We start from the raw sequence: 22,464 nt of genomic DNA on the forward strand, positions 1-22,464 counted from the left end.
ACGCGGGTTACTCTCGGGAAGAGCCGGGTGCGGGAAATCCGCCCGCCCGGATCTGTGAGGGCGAAAGCCGAATGGCTGAGCTACTCGACCACGATCCGGCACCATTAAGCGCCGCCCGATTCCGCCAAGAACCGCAATCATTCGAGTGCATTTACAGTATAGCAGAATCTCAGCCGAGTTGGTGGGAAAAGTGGAAAATATTCCTAGGTGCCGTTATCGTCCCCTATTGTTGGCGAGGTTGCCCGGGCGCATAGCGCGTTGCAGTTCCGAACTCACCAAGCCTCGCAGGCTGGATTCAACCTGCCGGCCAATCCTCTTCGACAAGTCGGCATTGTCGGCGGGCGTGTCGCCGCCGTTGGTGTTCACGGTGACCTGAGTGTTGATAGCGACGTGCTGGCCAGCGCTGTTGCCGTTGCCGGCAAACGAAGGCGCGCCGCCACCGACAAGGCCGCCGTCGGCGAAGCCCGGAAGGCGATTGTCGTTGATGGCTTCAAGCAGTGCCCGGTTTCGTGCCGTCGCGCGGGCGTTCACGACAAACTCGCCGTCGCTAAGTCTAGCCGGAATGCTGTCAGACGTAGACGTGCCGGGACCACGCACATGCCCTCCCCCCTGCGAGGCGCATACCGGCCCAGGCATCGCCCTTCACAAGTCCGCCGCCGCTGAAGCCGAACAGCGAACCGATGATCCCCATGATGCCGCCACCACCCGTCGTGCTGAAGAGCGAATTCAAGGCAATGTCGATTAGCTTGCACGGGGTGCGCGAACTTTTGATCCGTCAGCGGACCATGCTGGTAAACGCTTGCGAGGCCACCTGGCTGAGTTTGGGATCGTCACGCCCCAGGGTATCGCCGGTGTCGGCACGCTGATTGCGCTGGTTGAGGAAGATCACGATCTCCTGCCCGCACTTGCTCGAGCAGCTCTTCTCCCTCTCATCGAACAGTTGCGAGAGGTTGACGAGAAGGTAGCTGGGCTGGATCGCCAGATCCACCGCTGGCACCGCTCGAACGAACTGAGCCGGCGGCTGGAGACCATTCCTGGAATCGGCCCGATCACCGCGAGCGCGATCGCTACGACCATCACTGACGTGTCGCTGTTCAAATCCGGCAGACAGCTTGCAGCCTGGCTCGGCCTTGTCTCGCGGCAGAACTCATCAGGCGGCAAGGAGCGTCTTGGGCGGATCAGCAAGCAAGGCGATCCTTACATCCGTCGGCTTCTCATCATCGGAGCGCACGCCGTTCTTCGCTACAGTCGGAAGGCAAAAGCGACGTCGACGCAATGGGCGGACGGCATGCTCGCGAAGAAGCCCTACAATGTCGTTGCAGTCGCGCTCGCAAACAAGATGGCCAGGATCGCCTGGGCGGTGATGAACAACCGGAAAGAGATTCGAGCCTGCTGCCAAGTGAAGAACCGCCGGCGATTACAGATTGGTGAGGTGCTGATGGTGTGATGACGACGGTCGAGCCGGGATCTGGACAATCCGTTATGGGCCATGCGCCAACAGCTCGCGAACCTGAAAGGAACCCGATCCGCGGACTTCATCAGGGCCCGCGGCATCAACGCGCCGCAATCAGAGGCCATATACATGCCTGCACCCGACCAACTCGTCAGAAACGCCGAAAAAGCCCTTGCCACGCGGAGGCCGTCCATTCATGGCCCATAGTGCCTCCTTCGATTCGGAGGACAAGGATGCCCCATCAAAGCCTGGGATCAAACACCTAGGGCGGCGCCGGCCTGGAAAGCGGCGTCCGCATCGTTGAGCGTGCCGGCGGGAGGGAGCGCCCAAGCCGCGACGGCGGAGTGCGCGGCGGGGCTGGCGGTCGCGGGATCGAGGCGAATCATGCTTTTGAGGGTGTAGCGGCCGTGCGCTTTGCGCCATCGATTTCGGCGCAAAACGCACAGCCTGTCGTCGACACAAAACGAATGATAATGTTGCCTTATCGGACGTTTTGGAAAAGGCTTACTGCAGCACCTGCAAACCGTGCTTTTCGACCACCGACAGAAGCTTCAGCGCCAGCCCGCTCGGCCGTTTGGCGCCGGTCTCCCACTTCTGCACGGTCGATTCCGACGTGTTGAGATAGCGCGCGAACACCGGCTGGCTGACTTGGTTCTTCTCGCGTAGCGCCTTGATCGCATCCGGATCGAACGCCGCAGGCACCGCCAGACAGCCTTCGTCGAAGCTGCGCATCGTCGTCTTGTCGATCGCCCCGACCTTGTAGAGCGCGCTGGCCGAGCTGTGGATCGCCTCGAAAGCGTCGGACTTGTATTTTCTAGCCTTGTTCATGGCATATCTCCAAAATATCGCTGTCTGCGAGCAACGCGGCGATCTGCCGTTCGGTCAGACCCGCATAGGCTTTGGCCAGTTTACGGAACTCGACGAGTTCATGGTCATCGATGTTGGCCCTGTCCTGCTTGGCGAACAGATATTCATAGACCCAGAGCTGGCCAGAGCTGGCCAGAATGATCGAGCGGTGCCTGTTGTCGTTCAGCCGCTTCTTGAACACACCGCCGCCAAGATCCTCGGCTTGTCCCATCGCCACCTGCGCGACCGCCTTGCACAAGGCGGCGTCGCTGATGCGCGCCTTGCGCGACGCCCTGCCGAACCAAGCCGTTTTGAATACTCGATCAGGCATGCCGAAAGATAGCACGTGGTGCTATGCTATTCAATAGGCACCAAGTCCGCAGTTCGTAGACAATCGCGTGCCGGACCAATATGATTCTTAGGGATGAATCGCGCGAGCGCAGGTCGAGATGGTTCGCGCCATGGGCATAACCACCACTGACGAGGCGCCAACCAGAAACGCCGGTGAGGCCCCCTCCCCTCCCCTGCCCACGGTCGGCCCCATTGGCACAGCACGCTTGCCGGGACATCTTGACGAGCTTGCTGGCCGCGCGCGCGGCTATGTCGAAGCAGCCAGTTCGGCGAACACCCGCCGCGCCTATGCTGCCGACTGGAAACATTTTTCCGCCTGGTGCCGCCGGCAAAATCTCGAGGTACTGCCCGATCCGCAGAGTGTTGGCCTCTACATCACGGCCTGTGCCTCCAGCAGCGCCACCGGCGACAGGAAGTCAAGTTCGGTCAGCACGATCGAACGTCGTCTGTCCTCGCTAACCTGGAATTTTACCCAGCGCGGCCATCCGCTGGACAGAAAGGACCGCCACATCGCCACGGTTCTCGCCGGCATTCGCAACACCCACGCGAAACCGCCGGTCCAGAAGGAAGCAATCCTGCCCGAGGATCTGATCGCCATGCTGGAAACACTCGATCGCGGCACGCTACGCGGCTTGCGCGACCGCGCCATGCTGCTCATCGGTTTTGCCGGCGGGCTGCGCCGCTCGGAAATCGTAGGGCTCGATGTTCCCGCGACCAGACCGAGGACGGCCGCGGCTGGGTCGAATTCTTCCCCGACAAGGGCATTCTGATCACCTTGCGTGGCAAGACCGGCTGGCGCGAGGTCGAGATCGGGCGTGGCTCGTCAGACGCCACTTGCCCGGTCGTGGCGCTGCAGATCTGGCTGAAGCTGGCCCGCATCGCCCATGGGCCGCTGTTCCGCCGCGTTGCCGGGCAAGGCAAGACCGTTGGCGCTGATCGGTTGAACGACCAAGAGGTGGCAAAGCTGGTCAAGCGTACCGCACTCGCCGCCGGCGTGCGGCGTGATCTGTCGGAAGGCGAGCGCGGCCAGAAATTCGCCGGGCACTCGTTGCGCGCCGGTCTCGCCTCCTCGGCCGAGATCGATGAGCGCCATGTGCAAAAGCAGCTTGGTCACGCCTCTGCGGAGATGACCCGCAAATACCAGCGCCGGCGCGATCGGTTTCGTGTCAATCTCACCAAGGCGTCAGGCCTCTGAAACGTCCTCCTGCCGGCAACGATGAAGTCGATAACGCCGACGTTCTCGAACGCGAATTTGTGGAATCTCGACCCATCGCCCTGATATCAATCCGCACGCGGTTTCTGGATGGGTCGACAAGCCGAGCAGTTGAGGGTCATCGAGGAAGATATCAATGTCATGGCCTTCGCCGTGCCACCGCCGAACGACCATTCGAAATGGTAGCGGCCGGCATTCTCCCGAAGCTGGTCAATGAGATCGACGGCGATGCAAAAAAGCCGCCGCCATTCGGAAGGGCGCCGGCTATCGTACTCAGCCATCACGCAGCGAGTGGGTAGCTCTCGCCGGACCAGGCAGAGAACGCTGCGCCAAGCGCCTTCAATCCGGAGACCGGTATGTCGTGCACCACAGCGAACTCGATTGCAGTGCGGGAGAAACCTCGCCGAGAAAGGCGCTGACGTGGCCAGGGTGCTGTTTGGCCAAATCGAGGCTCGTGAGGCAATGCGCCAGCGCCGCGTCGGGCACCCTGTAGGCCGCGTTTATGGTGTCAGGACGGATGCAAATGCGTGCCCAGAATGGCCGCAACGTAGTAGTTTCGGGCCGGCGACACAAGTTACCGCTTCTTCGCTGTCGTCCAGTCGGAGACGAAGGAAACGTCAATCGGGGCCGGATAGCAGTTTCGCGGCCAGCCGGGCCGCCGATTTTGTCCGCTCGTCGATCGAAGAGCAAAAGGCTTCGCCGCACCGAACTTGGGCATCGCAGTGAAACGCTCCCCAGCGACGACGTCCGTCTCATCTTCCGCGAGGATCCGGTTGAAGATGTTCTTTGTAGCCATCAATTTTTCTATGGAGCAACCATCCCGCCCATCCCCCTTGAAATCACTGAGGAAAAACGGAATTTAGACTGCGGTCTATTTTTTTAGGCCGCTGCCGGCGATGCGGCAGTCGACGCGGTGCTCAAGATCCTCGATCCGCCGACCGACGTGGATCTCGACCTTACCTTCGCGGGCGCGTCACCGATCTTGCTACACAGGCGCTATCCTATGGGCTGGATCATCGCGCACGCCCGTTTGGCTCGATTTCTAAGCCTTCGCCGTGTCCGGAGCTGCTTGCGGAGCATCGCATTGATCTTTCTTTACAAACCGTATCGGAGTGGTCGCCAAGTTCGGTCCAAAGTTTGCTCGTTCCATCCGTCGTCGATCACCGATGGCTTTGCCGACAATGGCATCTCGATGGAAAGGTGCACTGGATGTGGCGTGCTCTCGACGCGTTTCCAGAGTCGAAATCGCGGTCGCCATTCGCGTTAATGTTTTGTTAACTTTAAACTTCTTGTGAGAGAACCAGAATCAGGCATAATGACGGCAATTCGGCGGTTTCGCCCAAAATGCCGTCATTTGAGGTTCCGACCAGATGAATGCCCCCGTCTCTGCCGCTGACAAACCGCGATTTGACGACACCATTTCTGCCCAAGGTCGCGAAATCAGCCGCAAGCTGAACCTCCTTCGGCTGGAGACATTTCCTCCGGACGCCACGAAGACGCTGCGCGACTTCTCGCTTGCTGAAGCTGCATATTTCCTTGGGGTATCCACCAGCAACCTGAAGAAGCTGCACCTAGAAGGCAAGGCTGTCCAGCCAACGGTCCATGCAGGCGGGCGGAGAACGTATTCGGCCGAGCAACTATTGGAGCTCCGTCACTGGCTGGATCGCCACGGCCGCTCCGAAAGCAAAAAATATGTCCCGTGTCGGAGACTTGGTGACAAGCTACAGGTAATCGCTGTGGTCAATTTCAAGGGTGGTTCCGGAAAGACAACAACCGCGGCCCACCTTGGCCAACACCTTGCGCTCACCGGACACCGCGTTCTTGCGATCGATCTCGATCCCCAGGCTTCGCTTTCCGCTCTTCACGGCGTGCAGCCCGAGCTTGACCGGTATCCTTCAATCTATGAGGCAATCCGCTATGACGATGAGCGCAAGCCTGTTGCGAGCGTGATACGGAAAACGAATTTCCCGGGCCTTGATCTCATTCCCGCTTCCCTAGAGCTGCAGGAGTACGAGTACGACACGCCACTGGCAATGCAGAACAAGGCTTCGCTGGACGGCAAAACCTTCTGGAACCGCATTGAAAGCTCCCTCCAGGAAGTCGACAACGGCTACGATATAGTCGTTATCGACTGCCCTCCTCAGCTCGGCTACCTGACGCTCACGGCGCTGGCGGCCGCTACCTCGGTCCTCATCACGGTTCACCCGCAGATGCTCGACCTGATGTCAATGTCACAATTCCTGCTGATGCTGGGTGACCTGCTCAAAACGGTAAACCGGGCAGGTGGCGACGTCGACCTGGATTGGTTCCGTTACCTAGTTACCCGCTACGAGCCGACGGACGTCCCCCAGGCTCAGATGGTCGGTTTCATGCAATCGATCCTGGCGTCGCAGATGCTCCAAAACCAGATGCTGAAATCTACTGCGATCTCTGACGCCGGCTTGACGAAGCAGACCCTCTATGAGGTCGAGCGCTCCAGCATGACCAGGTCGACATATGACCGCGCCATGGAATCCATGGAAGCCGTAAATTCGGAAATCCGGAACTTGATCCACACAGCGTGGGGCAGGCGGCCGAAAATAGACGGCAGTCTAAATTCGGTTTTTCCGCAGTGATTTCAAAGAGACGGACGTATCCGTAGGAACATAGATGGCCAGAAAGAACATCTTCAACCGAATCCTCGCCGAAGACGACGAGACGGACGTCGTCGCTGATGAGCGTTTCGCTGCGATGCCCAAGTTCGGTGCGGCGAAATCCATTTCCTCGTCTATTGACGAGCTAACAAAACAAGCGGCCTTGCTGGCAGACGGCGAGGCTATCATAGAGATCGATCCTGCCGTCGTTGACGTTTCCTTCGTCTCGGATCGGATGACGGTTGAGGACGAGCAGTATGCGGAGCTGGTCGAGGCGATCCGGATACGCGGGCAGGACACCCCGATCCTCGTCCGCCCGCATCCTACGGCTGAAGGCCGCTACATGGTGGTGTTTGGGCATCGTCGTCTGCGTGCAGCAAGTGAACTGGGGCGGAAAGTCCGCGCTGTCGTAAAGATGCTCGAGGATCTCGATCACGTCATCGCCCAGGGGCAGGAGAATTCCGCTCGGGCGAACCTGTCGTTCATCGAGAAGGTAGTTTTTGCGCAGCAGCTTGGTGAGCGCGGATTTGGCCGGGAGACAATCCAGTCTGCGCTCTCCGTAGATTATCAGACGCTCTCGAAAATGATGACGATCCCAAAATCCGTCCCTTGGGAGATCATTGACTGCATCGGTGCCGCCAAAGGTATTGGACGCGATCGCTGGCTCGAGCTGCGGAAACTGATCGACAATCCCCGTAACGCCGCCACAGCGAAGGAGTTCATTACCACCGACAGCTTCCTGTCCGAAGACACAGACGGTCGCTTCAACAAGCTGTTCGACGCCCTCCATAAGGACGGGAAGGCCGTCCGGAAGAGGATTTCGAAGCCCGCAGCTAGATCCTGGGCTCCTAGCGACAAACTAGTTAGCGTGACGACGAAGATCGGTCCGAAGGACTACACGCTGAAGATTTCAAAGGCCGAAGCGAAACCCTTTGGCGAGTGGATTTCTGACAATCTGGACAGCCTCTTTGAGGCCTACAGGCAGTCGAAACAGGAGAACTGAAACCGCAAAAGAAAAAGGCCCCCGAACGATCTCTCGCGGAAGCCCTTCTCGTGTTCTAGCAAGCCGAGAATCTCATTTCCGCGAATCACTGTCAAGAGTTTTGAACGTCGTTTCGGCGAGCGGATGTCTTTTGCCTGATTGAAGGCGAAGAAAAATGGAAGTGGGAACGACGCCCTTTGGTGGGCGGCCGATGACGCTTGCCTTGTTGCAGGCAAGGAATGGCACGAGCGACATCCCTGAAGGGGTAAGCGCGGACAAGTGGCAGCTGTATCGCTGGCTCTGCGAGGGCAAGGCCATCATTGGCGTTGGCGATCGCGCGCTGGCGGTGCTCAACGGGCTGCTGTCTTTCTATCCTGACAGCGACCTGAGCGAAGAAAATGGACTGATGGTCTTTCCCTCGAACGCTCAGCTGTCGTTGCGTGCTCATGGGATGGCCGGCGCGACGCTGAGACGGAACCTGGCAGCTCTGGTCGATTGCGGCCTCATCGTCCGCAGGGACAGTCCCAACGGCAAGCGATACGCCCGCAAGGGGAAGGATGGCACGATCGACGAGGCCTTTGGCTTCTCGCTGGCGCCGCTGCTGGTTCGGGAGGAAGAAATCCGTGCGGCGGCCGAACGTGTTCGCGCCGAAAACAGGGCGCTGAAGCTGATGCGCGAGCGGATCACGCTCCAGCGTCGGGATATCCACAAACTGGTCGACGTGGCGATCGAGGAGGGCGCGCCTGGCGACTGGGGCGCGATCTGGCGGGCGTTTCGGGGGATCGTGGAGGCAATTCCTCGGCGCGCCGACCTGCGCGAGCTAGAGCCCATCGTTGCTGACTTGGCAGCGCTGCGCGAAGAAGTGGATATGATGCTGGGAAGCTTCATGAATTCCATGAATCCGAGCGGCAATGAGTCTCACAGTGAGCGGCAGCAATCTGATTCAAACACCGACTCTATTTTTGAATTTGAACCTGCTTTAGAGACAAGCACGGCACCGGCAGAGCCAACCCCTGAACCCGACGGGAAGCCGAAGGGTTATCCGCTTGGCCTTGTGCTGAAGGCTTGCCCCGACATTGTTGATTATGCTGCCGCGGGTATCGCTAACTGGCGCGATTTCATGATCACGGCGGCTCAGGTCCGCGGATATCTGGGAGTTTCCCCGTCGGCCTATGAAGAAGCCTGCCATACGATGGGTCAGGAAACCGCTGCCGTGGTGATCGCCTGTATCCTGCAGCGCGCGCAGCACATCAATTCGGCGGGCGGATATCTGCGCGTTCTGACCGAGAAGGCGAGGGCAGGGCAGTTCTCGGTCGGCCCGATGTTGATGGCAGCGTTGCGAACGAACGGCGTGACGGCGAAGATGACGGGTTAGGATGTGGACGGATCGCACCAAAGCGCTGGGAGTTTGGCTTGGTGGGCGAAAAGATCGAAGAGGCCACCTCGCGCCTGGAGGCAGCTCCCGTCAGACAAGAGTTTGCAAGGGCGCCTATGGCAAGAACGAGAAGGGCGAGCTGAAACCCGACGAAGCCAAGGCAGTCGCAGCGTTCGCTAAGGTGATCAAGGCAGCTTCCAGGAGCAGGACATGAGTGAGATGACAGAATTCGGCGCGGAATTGATCCAAGCCATGTCGGAGGCTCTTGCTCATTCCCAGGGCAAGGAGATTCCATCATTCAGGTGCATGGAGTGCAGCTCGGTACGGTCGACACGAAAGCCGTCCGCAAAAAGCTCCATCTTACCCGGGCCGGCATGGCAGCGGCGAACTGAGAGCAGGGGAGGGGCTTTTTTGCGGCTGTCGTACTGCACTTAAGGCGCTTTTTTCCGGCGCCTCAGGTCCCGCAGCGGCGATCCGTCGATCACCGCCAGGCCTCTGCACCAGCCCGTCTCTGGAATAGGCATCTGGTCCCACAAATATCAGAGGCGCCTATGTGATCAGCCGCGCCGCGCGTCCCAACTGCCGTTCCGCGTCGTTGTAGTAGCGCGAAGCCTGTTGGATCGAGCGATGCTGGGATTGCTGCATGGCCTCGGTCAGCGGAATGCCGCGGCGGGCGGTTTCGGTCAGAAAGCCTGAGCGCAGGCCGTGGGCGCTGAACAGCGTCGGGTCGAGACCGGCCTCGGCTATGCGCCGCTTCAGGATCAGATTGACCGATTGCGGCGTCACGGCCCGTCGTTCGAGATTGCCCCACCGGTCGATGCCACGAAACACGGCGCCATCGGCAATGGCGGCCCGCTCGAGCCATGCGCTCAGCGCCACCACCGGCCGGCCGACGAGCAGCACGAAGTCGTCCGAATCGGCCTCGGTGGTCTTGCTGCGGCCGAGCCGGATTTTCAGGCAGGGCAGCTTTTCGCCGTCCGGATTTTTGGGGTCCGCCGGCACCGGCTGTTCCTCGACCAGCTGCTCGACACGCAGCGACGAAATTTCGCTGCGGCGGCGGCCGCCGGAGGCAAAGGCGGTCAGCAGCAGGGCGCGGTCGCGGACGTCGACCAGTTTTTCGCCGGCGCAGGCTATCAGGAGCGCGGACAAAATATCGGCGGTAACCGCCCGCTTGCTCTTGCGGCCGCGTGGCCGCGCGCTGGCGCGCACCGCCAGTTTTAGGGCGCTCCGCAGGCCCGGGGCGGCAAAATTTCCCCGCAGCCCGCGCCATCTGGTCAAGGTCGACCAGCTCGACAGCCGGCGGCGCACCGTGCTCGGCGCGTGCGGCCCGTCGGCGCGCAGCACGTCAGCGGCCTTGAGCGTGGCGGTGACGTCGCCGGGCATGCCGTGCGCGGCATCGGTGTCGCGTTTCGAAAAATCCCATAGGTGGTGCGCCACGAATTTCAGCAACAGCGCCTCCGGCGCCGGCCAGGGCAGCGGCGATTTGGTCGCGGCAAGGCACCAGGCCTCAAGATAGCCAAGGTCGGAGGCCAGCGCCCGCAGGGAATTGTCGCCCATCCCTTCCGTGGCAAGGTGGCGAAGCGTCTCGACGTCGTCGTCGGTGAGGATTTTGGCCAGAACCTCGCGGCGATCATACGGCAGCACCGAATCCAGGGCATCGAGGGCCGCGGCACGACGCAGCGTTGCGTCGGAAGCGGGCTTGGGCAGACGCGCGTCCATGGCTGTGCTCAAAACAGATATTTCGTGTCGGCCCAGGCAAGCAGCACCGCCGCATCTTGGTTGGGCAGGCGCACGCGCCCGGCACGAAGAGCTTCGGCGATCGCGTCGCCGACGTCAGGATCGACCCAATGGCCGTGCGTCATGAGAAAAAACCAGGCGAAGGGCAGCCCGATTTTTTGGTCGATCGTCTCGATCCGCTCCATCAGCCGATGCACGGACATGCCATCCTCGGCCAGCAGCCGTTCGGCCGGCATTTTCAGCGGCCGCGGAATAAAGCCGATCTCGCGTTGGCCGCGCCCCTCGAGGTCGTGGATGTCGAAGGCCCAATGATCGAAGATGCGGTGGGCAGACGCGCTCGAGCGCTCCCAGTCGGCAAAGAAGCGGTTTTCGCGTGGGACAAAATCGAACCAGTCCGGATTGCGTTTCAGGAACGGTGTTTCTCTGTCGTGGCCCGGCCCGAGCTCGCGGATGACGCCGGTTTCAAGCTGAGGCCGTCGCGCCTGCCGCTGCTCGCCTTCGAGGCGCGCCCGGCGCGCCAAAAAACGCTTCATGTGGACGAGGCCACCGCGGCTTAGCCGATAGTCCGGTCCGGCAAGCAAAGGCGCGTCCGTGCCGGGCTCGCGAGACACCCAGGACGGCTCGAACAGATCGTCGGCGCTATAAGGGCGGTAATCGGGATCGACCAGCGGTCCGGCCAAAACCTCGATCTCGCGGCCGAGCGAGAGCTGCAGGAAGTCGGCCACGCCGGGACCGGTTGGCGCATGCGCAAAGACGGAGGTTCCGCGCCATTCGGAAAATTTTGTCCCGCTGTCGCGATGCCGCTGCCAGAAAGCGGCGATGTCGCCGCCAAGATCCGCCAGTTCGCGCTCGACCCAGCCGCGGTGGTCGCCGAGGCGGCTGCCGACGGGCGACAGCACGGTGCGGCTGTCGCTGCGCCAGTAAAAATCGTCGATCGCCGCGGTTGAGAACGCAAATCCAGGGAAGTTTTCGCTGAGGGCAGCGGCAAGCTCGGCGTCGGCGGTCATCGCATCGAGGCCGGCCAGCACGGCTTCGACCGCGGCGGTATCGGGGAGGCGGACGGGTTTTCGGTCGGACATGGCGGAGGCCTCTGTTGCGGCCCGGACCGGCCTGTCCGGGCGTCGCCGCAGCTCGCCGGCGGCCATCATACGACCGAGTCTGGCTGATTTGGGCTGCGAAATCAATCACTATCGATAAGAGGTCATTATCGATAGTGATCTTTCTGCGCGGGATCATCGCCTGTGACGGAAGTTAACGCCCAGATAGATTCCGTTTCGCGAATCTGATACAAAGGAATCAATGGCTTATGAATTCGCCGATCTGCCTCTAAAGACCCTGCTCGGGCCGCTCGCCCGCGCCGAAGACCTTTTGGCCCGCCTCGACGAGCGCGTGCACAAAAGCCCGGTCGGAGACGGCTTTATCCAGCGCCAGCACTTTGCCGATGCGGCGTCCGCGCTGTGGCTGGAAGGCGAACTCGTGCATGCAGAAGACCTTGTCCTGCACGACGCCCATATGGACATCCGAACCCCGACCCACGAACTCACCCGGGCGCATGCCGTGCTGCGCGCCCGCCGCCGCATTCTTTTGCACCCATCCGACTGGGCGCTTTCTCGCGTTGGCATTTTGGCGTTGCGCGGCCGTGAAGGGCAGGGCGGCGACGGGGCGAGCGCGGCACGGGCCGCCTCCGTATCCGATGCCGCGACGGCCGACGCCTGGCCAGAGGACGACGCCGGCGAAAGTCTTGCTGAAGACGCCGACCAGGAGGATGCTCTTGCCGAGGAACTGGCCGAGATCGATGCCGTGCTGTCCCGCTCCAGCCGGCTGCTGGCGGGCGAAAAGTTCGCGCCGCCCGCGGCGGACAGCCCGGAGGTCGACACGGCAGGGCCGGGGGCAAAAGCGCGGGAGGCTTTGTCGGACAGCCTCGGGCCGCTGATCCGCGATCTCGACTGGGACGAGGACCAGCGAATTACCGACTGGCTCGCCGTCGTCGACCGGATGCGCGGCGAAAACCTGCCGGGCGTGTTATCGGCGGCGATCGCCTGGGAGGCCTGGCAGGACATCGAACCGCTACAGCACCAGCACTGGCTCGGCACGCTGCTGATCGCCGCGCTGCTCAGGGAGCGCGGCAAGGTCGGCTCACATCTTTTTGCTCTTAATTCGGGGCTGCGCCTGATTGCCAGGGCACGGCGCAAAGCCCCGGTACGCGCCACCCGGCTGCGGGCCGTGCTCGACGCTTTTGCCGAGGCCGCCGCGGCCGGGCTCAAGGAGCTCGACCGGCTGGTGATGGCCAAAGGCCAGATGGAGCGCCGGCTCAGGAACCGGCGCAAAAGCTCGAGCCTGCCGGCGCTGGTCGAGCTGGTGCTGGCGCGGCCGCTGGTGTCGGCCGGCCTGGTGGCGGCCGAGCTCAAAATCAGCCAGCGCGCCGCGCTCGGCCTGGTGGCAGAACTCAATATCCGCGAGGTGACCGGGCGGGGGCGCTACCGGGCCTGGGGAGTTGTGTGACGAACGAAAGTCGCCGACTGACAGCCTTTTAAGCGAAGAGCAGGTGACAGAAAATCATCGGTGCGGGATTGCATGTCTACGGCGGGTAGGTCGCTGTCGGTCCAACCAGTCCGCGGCAGACTCAAGTCGTACGTGACCGGCCAAAATAAGTGCCTTTCTCATAAATTAATCTCTGTCGACTCGGAAAAATGTTCCCGCTACTATTTCTGCAGGCCTATCGGCTCGTTAACAAGGCAGCATCAACCGACTCCAGTCCAAAGCTCGGGGGGAGCATGGATCATCCAGGAAGACTGAAGCTTTGGCTGCATCGGCTCAATAAGAACGACCCTGAACTTCATCGGGCGCTGTCACGACGGCTGGCGGAACGCGCCGCAAACTGCGAGAGCATCGCGTCTAAACTCGCGGATACGGCACCACTTACCGAACTCCGGGTCGAAACTATCGTCCACGAGGGCGCGCTGTTCCTCGCAGCCCAGAAGATCGCTAATCGCGGAGGCGAACTCGACGGCGGCGGCGTGCCCAAATCGGGCTGAGGGATTAAAGTGAAGGAGGAAAGAATGCCCAGTTCGGAAATAGACCAGACAATTGCGGCGGTGGGTTATGCAAAGGTCATCGTGACGCTGACATCCGATGCTGCTGCGACCGAAAGAGCGCCGCGGACCCGCGGCGCCGCGTCCGCGGGTGGGCCAGCAGGCTCGTCGCTTGAAAACAACTTCATCGTGCCGAGCGAGGTCCAGATGGAGAGCCTCGCGGCAACGGCCAAGAACGCCGCGAGCCGCAGCTTCCGGCGGCCGCAGACGCTGCAGTCGCGCCGTGTTCGAATCTTTCCACACCTCGGCCTCGCCATTGGCTATGTCGATGCGGCAGGCGCCGTCGCACTCGAGACGAGTTCCGCGGTGGCTCGCGTCGAGAAGGCACCGGAACTGAGCCTGATTAAGCCTGTCTCTATCCGGCCGATCAAACCGAAAAGGATCGTGAGCTGGGGTATCGCCCGCATGAAGATCGAGCGGCTGTGGGCGGCGGGCTTTGACGGCGCCGGCGTACTCGTCGGGCACCTCGATACCGGCGTCGACGGAGGACATCCGGCGCTGAAGGGCGCGATCGCTGATTTTGCCGAATTCGACATGGCTGGCGACAAGGTTCCCGGAGCTCAGGCCCATGACAGTGGGGACCACGGCACCCACACCGCTGGCACGATCGTCGGAAGACCGGGCCCGAAGGGGTCGTTCGGCGTCGCGCCCGGCGCCAAGATTGCGAGCGCCCTCGTGATCGAAGGCGGCCAGGTGATCGACCGCATCCTGTCGGGCATGGACTGGATCATCGAGAGCGGCTGCCGCATCCTCAGCATGTCGCTGGGCTTGCGCGGCTTCACGCCGGCCTTCGAGCAGATCATCGATGCCCTGCGCAACGCGGGCGTATTGCCGATCATCGCGGTGGGCAATGAAGGGCCGATGACCAGCCGGTCGCCGGGAAACTACGATACCGTGCTCTCTGTCGGCGCAATGGACCCGACTGACCACGTCGCCGATTTTTCCAGCAGCCAGAAATTCAATCGGCCGGCGGACCCGCTAGTGCCCGACCTTGTCGCGCCCGGCGTCGGCGTCGTTTCGTGCATACCGGGCGGAGGCTTTGCAGAGATGGACGGAAGCTCCATGGCGACGCCACACGTTGCGGGGCTGGCCGCAATTCTGCTGCAGGCAATGCCCGGCGCAACAGTCGCGCAACTCGAACAGGCGATCATCGGTTCGTGCGGCCGGCCTAGTTCTATGCCAACCGGACGGGCCAACCGCGGAGTGCCAGACGCCGCCCGTGCGTTCAAGCTCCTGACGGGGACAAACGTGCCTGCACCGGCCGGGGTGGCAAAGGCCCCACGGTTGAAAGTGGCGCGCTCTGTGTCGCGGACGGCGAAATCACGGCTACCCAGGATGCCGGTCAGCACCGCGCAGAAGTCCGCCGGCACTCGCGGGAAGAAATAGTGAGGAGTCATGTTAGGGAGGCCATCCACTCCCGATTCTAACCCGATCGAGAGGGGCCTTCGCCTCTTGGTTGTCTTCCTCCGCTCTGCCGCACCTCAACTACCACGGACCTCCGCCGCCGCCGTCGAGCGCATTGCCCCAGAAGAATGTTGAAACTACATAAGGGCTGATCGGAGCATGTGCTCTAGATCGGCTTTTTGTGCCGAGGTTCGGGGAGGATGTCGCGCACGACGTTCGGCTGGACCGACTTCACCTTATCGCTGGACTGGACGGCGGCGATGACCTCGGGGTCGCCGCTCACCGAGGCCGATTTCGCGAAGCCGCGGATCTTGCGCACGGTTACCGAGCCGGGTTTGCCGAGGCTGGCCTCGGCATCCCGGATCACATGCTCGGCGGTTTCTGCCAACGCCGACACGTCGACATTATCCTCAAAAAAGATCTGCGCGCCGACGGGTTCGCCCGAGGCACCCTGTTTCCGCAACTCGCGCGCAATTGCGTCGGGTGCAAATTCCTCGCTCGCCTTCTGCTTTCCCATCCCTGGCCTCCATACGGACGGCCCTATTATGCGCCGACTACGCCGAAATGAAAACGCCGCAGCAAAGCGTGGCGTTTATCTGATCAAAACGATCGCGGTCAAGGCTGCCGCATTTAACGTAGCCGCTGTTGCGGGGATTATCCGACCCCCTGCCGATCGATCGCACCTGTGCGCCGATTTCGCTGCCGCCGCCCAGCGCCTGGAACACCTTGCGCCCGCGTTGATCTGGTTGGCAGACTAACCAAGCTGCTTGGAGCACGCGCCAAACAGATCAGAGTCGACGTCAAGATCGTACAGGAGTTGGAAGATCGCGCCAGGATGCGTGTTGAACTGGATCGAGCCGAGGCAAGCTGCTCCCGGAAAAGCCATCGCCGGATAACGCTAAGCCCGCCATGTCCAACATTCCTAAAACCCCTGCTCAAAACGAGCAGGATAGCGTTCGGCGCCGTATGAAGAAACGCTTTCGCAAGTAGTCGGTTGCCGCTAAATACCTTCCCAAGCGCCAACTCGAATGTTGACGACTGCGAGGGGGAGGTTGCAATGCCATCGTTAAGTGCAAAGATTCCTCCGATTTCGTTCTCGGACCTTCGACGGCGCGCAATATCGGGCGACCTGACCGGTCGCGAACTGCGCGACTACTTTGCGCCGGATGACGCCAAAACAAAGCCGTTCGCGCCGGCTTTCAAACTCACGGATCTGGTTGACAAGGAAGGCAAGCGGCCGACCGCCAGGACCGTAACGCGGCTTTACTTCGCGGCGGAGAGCGGCGTGGCGCCTGCTCCTGGCGGCGTTACCCGGTCGCGCGGCGGCGCCCGCTCGACCACCGCTGCGGCGGCGAAGATGAGAGTGCTGGCTGAAGGCGATTCGTGGTTTCGGCTTCCGAACCTGAGTTGGCCGACCTCCTATCCGGACGATCTAGTTGATGTCCTGCGCAAAGCGTACGAGATACCCGGCGTTGCGATGTGGGGCGCGGAAATCGGCCCTATGGTGACGACGCAGAAGAAGAACTATCTCGTACCCCTCGGATCGGGCCTCTATCGTCACTTCATATTCTCGGGCGGAGGCAACGACGTGCTTGCTTCCGTCGGTGAACACGTCAAACGACGCGACGCGCCGGGCACGAATCCCGTCGATGCCAACACTTTCATCAAGGCGTCTTTCGACGGCGCGATCGGGCAAGTCATCGGCCATTACGAGACGCTGGGCGGCCACGTCCGCTCAGTCGTCAATCCGAAGGCGACGCTCTATGTGCACGGCTACGGCCATGCGCGCCCCCGCCCGGGCGGAGAATACATCGGATCGAAACTCGAGGTGCTCGGCTTCGATGCGACGAGCAGCCTCGCCCGCAAGATCGTGGCGGCGATGGTCGACCGGTTCAACGTCAGGCTTAAGTCGTTCACGGCTGTGCAGAACGCGGCGCACACCGACTACAAGATCGTCTATGTCAATCTGCGTCCGGCCCTGACGGCGGCGACGGACTGGAATGACGACGAGATCCACCCGAGCGACGCCGGCGCGGCGAAGGCGGCGGCCGTCATCTCTGAGAAGATCGCGGCGAATACACCGAGCGCGTAAGCCTCACAGCGGATGCGCGAAGCGCTATGCGGTCGGTCGGGCACCCGAAATCTTCACCTTCAGCGCCGTTACGGACACGGGCCGCGAGCGGACGTTGAAACTTATGAACAGCGGCCCAAACGTGTCTTGCGGAAGCTTCAGCATGCAGAAGGCGCCGATTGCAAAAGGCTCATCGGCGACCAACGCAGCGGCGGCTGGCTCCGGTATGTGGTGAATCGCTGAGCTGCCGCCAAGCTTTCCGATCAACGCACCGAACCAGCATCCCGGCAGGATCAGCTGGGTGTCCGGCAAGGTCAGGCTTGCAAGGCCGTCCGGACCGCAGGCAGGCAGAACGCTGCCTGCCGGCTTCCATTCACCCTCCGCCTCGATCTTCAGGTGGGTGGCATCGCCAAGCGATTCGAGCGCCATCAGCCAAGGGGCAGTCACCTCTTCCCCCGCCTTGCGATACGTCGCCACTTCGGACCAATTGACTATCATGGCTCACCCACAAATCTCTTCCAACGACAGTTTGGGCACGGCCGGAAGATCCAGCCGTTTCGCGTCGGCGATGGGGATGTCCACAATCGCAACGCAGGCTCCGTCTCCATCACCGCAGAAGACGGCACGCACCTCGGCCGTCAACTTCGGCGGGCAGACAAGAAGTTGGTTGCCCGCCTCGATCACGTGCGACTCCACTTTCTTGCGGTCGGCGGGCAGCGCAAAAGGCACCATCCCTTGCCTGGCGATGAACGCCGGAGCCGAAAGAAGCTCTTTCGTGTCGATGAGACCGCCGGCATCAACCCGGCGAGGCAAAAACTGACGGCCGTCGACGTGCAGTGACAGGTCGTTCGGCTGCAGCAGATGGTTCGCCGGCAGGTCGCGCGATGCCACGAGTTGCAACGGTGTCGTTCCGCGAAAGACGATGTATACGCCGCCGCCCACGACCAACAGAACATAGACAAGCAGAAGAAGCAGCCTCATTGCTTCATCTCATGCGTCAATGTGTAATCGACTTGGTTGCCCGGTTCGCCGGCACGCTTCAGTCGCTCCCACAGGATGCGCTCGGCCGCGAGTGTCGCCGGCAGCGGTTGGCGCATGATCTCAGTCAAGACGGGCAATCTGTATTTGTCGACTGCCACCCTTACAATCTCACCGAAGACGGACTGACTCTGCACGATCAATTCGTACAGGAAGAATGCGGTCGGGGGCGACAGGAACCCAATGGCAAGGAAAAGCCAGGGCGTGTTCGAAGTGTACAGCAGGATGGGCAGCCAAACCAGCGGGACCGTCAACGCCAGCGCCAATGCCAGCACCGAGAAATTGACTTGCGACTGCGCGTCGCTCAGGCGCACCGAGAAGGCATCGTCATCCTTCAATAGCATCTGGATGCGGGGCCAGAGATAATTGAACTCGACCTGGTAAGTGTCGTCGCTGTAGCGCTCGGCAAAACGCCGCGCGTCGCCGACCCGGGTCGGGAGAAGATCGATCCGGTGATATCTGGATGCTACCCGTGCGATACGATAGGCAGATTCGGCCATTGCCTCGTCGATGAGGCTGATCAGCGTACTTTTAGCTCGCGCCAGCGCCGATGCGTTCGCTCTGTCCGGATGGACCGGCGGCAGGTTGGAAGCGTTCTTGGTGAGTGCATCGATGAGGGCAGCGGCGGCGATTCTGGCTGTTTCCTGTTTCGGCAGGCGGGTCAGGCGCATTTCATTCTGCATGTTTTCGATCGTTTCGAGGGCCGTTGCGATCGTTGGTTGGTCGCGTGCGTTGCCGAGCGCATCACCTGTCAGTTCAGCTGCCCAAAACTTCGGAATCTCCACCGTGGAGATCAACGTGAACAGTCCATAATCGCTCGTGGCAGCCTCCAGCTTTTCGTTCGCGGTCCGCCATTGCGGAATCCGCCTCTTCCGCAAATGATCGTGCAGCCAGTCCGGAAGGAGGTGGCCATCGAGAATACCTCTGATCAGAGGGATGAACGGCGTCAGCGCGTAAGCCAGGACGACCAGAGCCGCGATCACGATCGTGAACATGGTCGCAGTGTCGCTCAAGCCCGCGTCCAGCCAGGTTCTGAGGGGAACCAGCGCCGGGAACGGATTGGCAGCGATGACTAGATGAAACGCGGCCGCCACTGCAACCGGGAGGAAGCTTCCGAACCAGAAGGATCGTGAAAAGAAGCCCTGGAACGCTGTCAGGATCTGGTTGAACATCGCGGCTCAGATCGGGTCGACGTCGCTGTTGTCGTCCCTGCACTTCTGCCCCGGCTGCCTGAGTTGGCCTGTCAGCCAGACGTGGTCTGGATTCTGCCGGCAACGCCAGATCGTCGGACGGCTGCCGAGACCCACATATGTTTCATGGCGAGCCAGAACTTCGGCATACTTGCGAACGACCCTGCTGACCGCATAGATGGCGCGGTGGGCGTCCATGAACTCCTCGGCTTCGGTCACGGCCTTGGCTGTGGAAAGCCATTTCCGTGCCGAGCGACTACCCGGAAGCTCGATCGTGGTGAAGCGAGGGCCAACCTGGCTGATCTCGACATTGCCCTTCGTGCGCAGCGTATAAAGAATAATGTCGATGTCGAGCACTTGCGGCCCAGACGGAAGTTCGAGGAGAACTCCCGAGCGGCCTCTTTCTTTCATCAAATCAACAACATCATTCAAGCGTGCTTGCGTGCCAACGAAGGGCAGATCAAGTATCTCCATTTCACCCTCCCAGTATTTTCTGCGCCTATTCTTCCATTTTTGATATCTAAATGCAACGTGCAGGAGTTCTCCGAAACTTGCGGGAGAAGGCGTGCATTTCTTGCCCAGGCCGCGTGTCGTATCTCTTTGACCATTATCGACATGAGTCCATGGTGCTATCGATGGCGGCGCTTATGCGCCGCCTCCGAACTTCATAACCGGATGCCAAGCTTTCGGGCCTTGTCGCCAAGGTTCTCCTGAATGCCGGTGCCGGGTAAGACGATGACCCCTACGGGCAGGACTTCCAGCATGGCATCGTTGCGTTTGAAGGGCGCCGCCTTGGCGTGCCTGGTCCAGTCGGGCTTGAAGGCGACTCGGGGAACCTTGCGGTTGTCGGCCCAGGCCGAGGCGATCCTCTCGGCGCCCTTCATGATCCGCCGTGCAGGGGTCAGAACAAGAGCTGCTCAAAATCGTACGCGAAGGTCGGACGGAGCATGAACATCATGCCGCCCGTCGGATTGGCGCTGGCAAGCGAAGCGATCTGAAGCCTTCGGGCATCTGGTGCTCAGAATCCTAGGTGTAGATGCCTGTGAGGTTGATGTGTCCCAACTGAGCGGCGAGACGTGTTTGAGCAGGTCATTCGGGATAGTCCGATCCGCCATGCGCAGGTGCGTGGCTGCGCGGTCAGATAGACGGTGTTCCAATGGACGATGGCGCTGACGACGAGATTGAGACCGGAAGCGCGGAATGCCTGGCTTGAGGTTGGGTAGCCGAGGCGCGAAGCGTTTGCCGATAAGGGCGAACAGCCCGAAGACGTGATCGCTCGCGCCGCCAGTGTCAGTAAAATGCTCCTGGATATCCAGGACCGTATCCTGGTCAAACAGGCCATCGAGCACGTAGGCCGCTTCGCTTTCAGTGGGGCTGATGGGCAAGATACTAAAATAGCCGTACTGGTCCGACAGGTGGCTGTAAAATTTCGATCCCGGTTCGCTGCCATAGTGCAGATTGACGTCACCGCGTTTTGCCGCTCGGTCGCTCGCACGAAGAACTGTCGGTCGGACGACGCGGCCGTTCCGTTGCCCCACAGGCGGGAATGCGGATGACCGGTATGTGCGTCGGTGATGCAGGCCTGAGCGGCGCGATAGGTTTCTGATCGGGCATGGAAGGTGCGTATCCAGCCAATCTGATGGGCGCTGATGCCCTTGGACGCGCCGGCCATCCGCTTCGGACCGGGATTGGTTGCATCGGCCAGGATGCCGGCCAGCATGGCAGAGACATTCCGTGGGGCGTCGCCTGTGCGGACATGTGTGAAGTGATCGACAAAGCCCGTCCACTCATGCCCTTCCTTCAGCAGGTCAGGTACCTCGACCAGGGGATACATCTCGCTGATCTCGGCGTTCAATTCTTCGGCTGCGGCGGGAACGTCACCGGCGGTCGGCGTCACGATCAGCTTTCCACCCGCCAGCCTCACACCCTCGAGCTTTCTGGCTCGTGCCCGATAGGCCAGACGCTTGAGGTTGAAGTCCAGAACCTGCCTTACTTCGTTCAGCCAGACAGCGCCGTCACAGCTCACACCAAGACCAAGCCGATCCTCCTCCTTCATCGTTGTGAACGTTGGTCGCGGCATGAGATGCTCATCGATCGGCCGGAAGGATCGGCTCCCATCCACCCAGATGTCAGCCGAACGAAGCCGATCTCGCAGTACGGCAAGCGTTGAAATCTCATAGAGACGGCGATCAGGGTTGTCCTGCGCTAAGATCAGCTTTCGATCGGCTTGGCTGGGATGCGAGATCGGGACGCGCTCCGGCAGCGTCCGTCGTTTCTCGGAGTACAGCCGTTTCAGCATCGCAATCGCGGCGAGCAAGGGATCGTGGCGGTGCGCGGAGTGGAATGTAAAGGTCCGCAGGAATGCATTCGCATATTTGGAGACGATACCGTACTGCTCGGCTGCCACGACCAGCGGTGATGCCTCGTTGTCCTCGACCATCGACTCAAGCTCCGGCTTCATCCTGAGCAGTCGGTGCCAGCCAACCTCCCGGTCGAGCACCTCGAGTGCGTCCTGGGCCCCGATCGTTGGCGGACTGCAGCGCCGCTATCGTATCGAGAAACAGACGCAGGAGGTGTCCGTCCTGTGGTCCATGTGTCGCCGTTTCTTGCGGTTATGTGCCTGGGAGAAAAGGCGACAGATCAGCTTGATGAACATCGTCACGGCATCGTCGGTCAGCTTCTCGCCAAGCTTGATGACCTGTGCGACGATCAGGGCGTGCCGGCGGCTTGCATTGAAGTCATTGGCCAGCCACGCCGGCGTGGAATTGCCCTCACGGACCATCTGGTCCCACCGCCCGGAAGCCACGCGCGCCCGTAAACCGGGATCAGTTCCGAGCGTGCGCAGGAATGCGATCCGCTCGGTCAGTCCTATCAGGTTTGAAGCCGCGGGCCCTTCCGGTGCCGACCGCAACCAATGGAAGCGGGTCTGACCGATCGCCGCATCAACCTCGAGCAGCTTGTCGAGCGCCTGCAGCTTCTCGGGTGCCAGACCTTCGATAAGCGCAGTCTCGGCGCGAGCCGCAAGCCCCATCCGCTCGATGATCTGGCCGACCCGGATCCTCTGCGGGCTCGGTCCCGC

18 protein-coding genes and 4 pseudogenes are annotated in these 22,464 nt (G+C 61.3%); 9 read left to right on the forward strand and 13 right to left on the reverse strand.

All coding sequences use genetic code 11. From position 1 onward, the window contains the following. Nucleotides 1–213 precede the first annotated feature (213 nt). Nucleotides 214–531: a hypothetical protein gene (locus M727_RS0124485; protein ID WP_027154871.1), complete on the reverse strand. Its 318-nt coding sequence runs from the start codon at nucleotides 529–531 to the stop codon at nucleotides 214–216. Nucleotides 532–755: 224 nt separating this feature from the next. Between M727_RS0124485 and M727_RS37205 the strand changes: the two are divergent. Further along, nucleotides 756–1,447, forward strand: a pseudogene (locus M727_RS37205) (IS110 family transposase); the annotation flags it as partial. Nucleotides 1,448–1,957: 510 nt separating this feature from the next. Here the strand turns inward: M727_RS37205 and M727_RS0124510 are convergent. Continuing rightward, the gene (locus tag M727_RS0124510) at nucleotides 1,958–2,281 is read right to left on the reverse strand and encodes a DNA-binding transcriptional regulator (protein ID WP_027154875.1); all 324 of its coding nucleotides are present in this window, start codon (nucleotides 2,279–2,281) and stop codon (nucleotides 1,958–1,960) included. Continuing rightward, nucleotides 2,268–2,630, reverse strand: coding sequence for a type II toxin-antitoxin system RelE/ParE family toxin (locus M727_RS0124515; protein WP_027154876.1), 363 nt, complete (start codon nucleotides 2,628–2,630; stop codon nucleotides 2,268–2,270). Before M727_RS0124515 ends, M727_RS0124510 begins: the two co-directional genes overlap by 14 nt. Nucleotides 2,631–2,760: 130 nt before the next feature. Here M727_RS0124515 and M727_RS37210 point away from each other — a divergent pair. From M727_RS37210 to repC, 4 genes and pseudogenes are all read left to right on the forward strand, one after another. Further along, a pseudogene (locus M727_RS37210) lies at nucleotides 2,761–3,845 on the forward strand (site-specific integrase). 1,388 nt (nucleotides 3,846–5,233) lie between these two features. After that, nucleotides 5,234–6,478 (forward strand): plasmid partitioning protein RepA, encoded by a 1,245-nt coding sequence (gene repA, locus M727_RS37220; RefSeq protein ID WP_051505704.1) that lies wholly within the window; start codon nucleotides 5,234–5,236, stop codon nucleotides 6,476–6,478. Nucleotides 6,479–6,512: 34 nt separating this feature from the next. Beyond that, on the forward strand, nucleotides 6,513–7,499 hold the full coding sequence (gene repB, locus M727_RS0124545) for a plasmid partitioning protein RepB (protein WP_027154878.1): 987 nt from the start codon (nucleotides 6,513–6,515) through the stop codon (nucleotides 7,497–7,499). Nucleotides 7,500–7,653: 154 nt separating this feature from the next. Continuing rightward, a complete protein-coding gene (repC, locus tag M727_RS0124550; RefSeq protein ID WP_027154879.1) occupies nucleotides 7,654–8,853 on the forward strand; it encodes a plasmid replication protein RepC in 1,200 nt (399 codons plus the stop codon). Nucleotides 8,854–9,402: 549 nt separating this feature from the next. On the opposite strand, the gene M727_RS0124560 is transcribed toward repC, so the two are convergent. Both M727_RS0124560 and M727_RS0124565 read right to left on the reverse strand, forming a co-directional pair. After that, entirely contained in the window at nucleotides 9,403–10,572 is a 1,170-nt protein-coding gene (locus M727_RS0124560) for a site-specific integrase (RefSeq protein ID WP_051505705.1), read from the reverse strand. 8 nt (nucleotides 10,573–10,580) lie between these two features. Continuing rightward, nucleotides 10,581–11,669 carry a hypothetical protein gene (locus M727_RS0124565; protein WP_027154881.1) on the reverse strand — a complete coding sequence of 363 codons (1,089 nt, stop codon included), beginning with the start codon at nucleotides 11,667–11,669 and terminating at the stop codon, nucleotides 10,581–10,583. Nucleotides 11,670–11,889: 220 nt separating this feature from the next. Between M727_RS0124565 and M727_RS0124570 the strand changes: the two genes are divergently transcribed. The 3 genes from M727_RS0124570 to M727_RS37230 all read left to right on the forward strand — a co-directional run bounded on the left by M727_RS0124570 (nucleotide 11,890) and on the right by M727_RS37230 (nucleotide 15,068). Beyond that, complete coding sequence (locus tag M727_RS0124570) at nucleotides 11,890–13,092, forward strand: RHE_PE00001 family protein (protein ID WP_027154882.1); 1,203 nt, start codon at nucleotides 11,890–11,892, stop codon at nucleotides 13,090–13,092. Between the two features lie 272 nt (nucleotides 13,093–13,364). Then, complete coding sequence (locus M727_RS37225) at nucleotides 13,365–13,625, forward strand: hypothetical protein (RefSeq protein WP_027154883.1); 261 nt, start codon at nucleotides 13,365–13,367, stop codon at nucleotides 13,623–13,625. Between the two features lie 24 nt (nucleotides 13,626–13,649). Then, complete coding sequence (locus M727_RS37230; RefSeq protein ID WP_084646869.1) at nucleotides 13,650–15,068, forward strand: S8 family serine peptidase; 1,419 nt, start codon at nucleotides 13,650–13,652, stop codon at nucleotides 15,066–15,068. Between the two features lie 184 nt (nucleotides 15,069–15,252). On the opposite strand, the gene M727_RS0124585 is transcribed toward M727_RS37230, so the two are convergent. Together M727_RS0124585 and M727_RS41720 are read right to left on the reverse strand one after the other, a co-directional pair. Continuing rightward, complete coding sequence (locus tag M727_RS0124585) at nucleotides 15,253–15,603, reverse strand: hypothetical protein (protein ID WP_027154884.1); 351 nt, start codon at nucleotides 15,601–15,603, stop codon at nucleotides 15,253–15,255. 37 nt (nucleotides 15,604–15,640) lie between these two features. Continuing rightward, nucleotides 15,641–15,811: a hypothetical protein gene (locus M727_RS41720; RefSeq protein ID WP_156941611.1), complete on the reverse strand. Its 171-nt coding sequence runs from the start codon at nucleotides 15,809–15,811 to the stop codon at nucleotides 15,641–15,643. 332 nt (nucleotides 15,812–16,143) lie between these two features. Between M727_RS41720 and M727_RS0124600 the strand changes: the two genes are divergently transcribed. After that, nucleotides 16,144–17,178: a hypothetical protein gene (locus M727_RS0124600; RefSeq protein ID WP_027154885.1), complete on the forward strand. Its 1,035-nt coding sequence runs from the start codon at nucleotides 16,144–16,146 to the stop codon at nucleotides 17,176–17,178. A 24-nt stretch (nucleotides 17,179–17,202) separates the two neighbouring features. Here M727_RS0124600 and M727_RS0124605 read toward each other — a convergent pair whose 3' ends face one another. The 6 genes and pseudogenes from M727_RS0124605 to M727_RS37235 form a co-directional block, all read right to left on the reverse strand. Further along, nucleotides 17,203–17,655 (reverse strand): hypothetical protein, encoded by a 453-nt coding sequence (locus M727_RS0124605; RefSeq protein WP_027154886.1) that lies wholly within the window; start codon nucleotides 17,653–17,655, stop codon nucleotides 17,203–17,205. Between the two features lie 3 nt (nucleotides 17,656–17,658). Next, nucleotides 17,659–18,138 (reverse strand): hypothetical protein, encoded by a 480-nt coding sequence (locus tag M727_RS0124610; RefSeq protein ID WP_027154887.1) that lies wholly within the window; start codon nucleotides 18,136–18,138, stop codon nucleotides 17,659–17,661. Further along, the gene (locus tag M727_RS0124615) at nucleotides 18,135–19,367 is read right to left on the reverse strand and encodes a hypothetical protein (RefSeq protein ID WP_027154888.1); all 1,233 of its coding nucleotides are present in this window, start codon (nucleotides 19,365–19,367) and stop codon (nucleotides 18,135–18,137) included. The genes M727_RS0124610 and M727_RS0124615 overlap by 4 nt, the downstream gene beginning before the upstream one ends. Nucleotides 19,368–19,373: 6 nt before the next feature. Next, nucleotides 19,374–19,859: a hypothetical protein gene (locus tag M727_RS0124620; RefSeq protein WP_027154889.1), complete on the reverse strand. Its 486-nt coding sequence runs from the start codon at nucleotides 19,857–19,859 to the stop codon at nucleotides 19,374–19,376. A gap of 171 nt (nucleotides 19,860–20,030) precedes the next feature. Then, nucleotides 20,031–20,283 (reverse strand): annotated as a pseudogene (locus M727_RS0124625) (SLOG family protein); the annotation flags it as partial. Nucleotides 20,284–20,339: 56 nt separating this feature from the next. Further along, nucleotides 20,340–22,425 (reverse strand): annotated as a pseudogene (locus M727_RS37235) (Tn3 family transposase); the annotation flags it as partial. Nucleotides 22,426–22,464: the final 39 nt, after the last annotated feature.

The sequence above is a fragment of the Mesorhizobium sp. WSM2561 genome, assembly GCF_000513915.1.
Classification (GTDB): domain Bacteria; phylum Pseudomonadota; class Alphaproteobacteria; order Rhizobiales; family Rhizobiaceae; genus Mesorhizobium; species Mesorhizobium muleiense.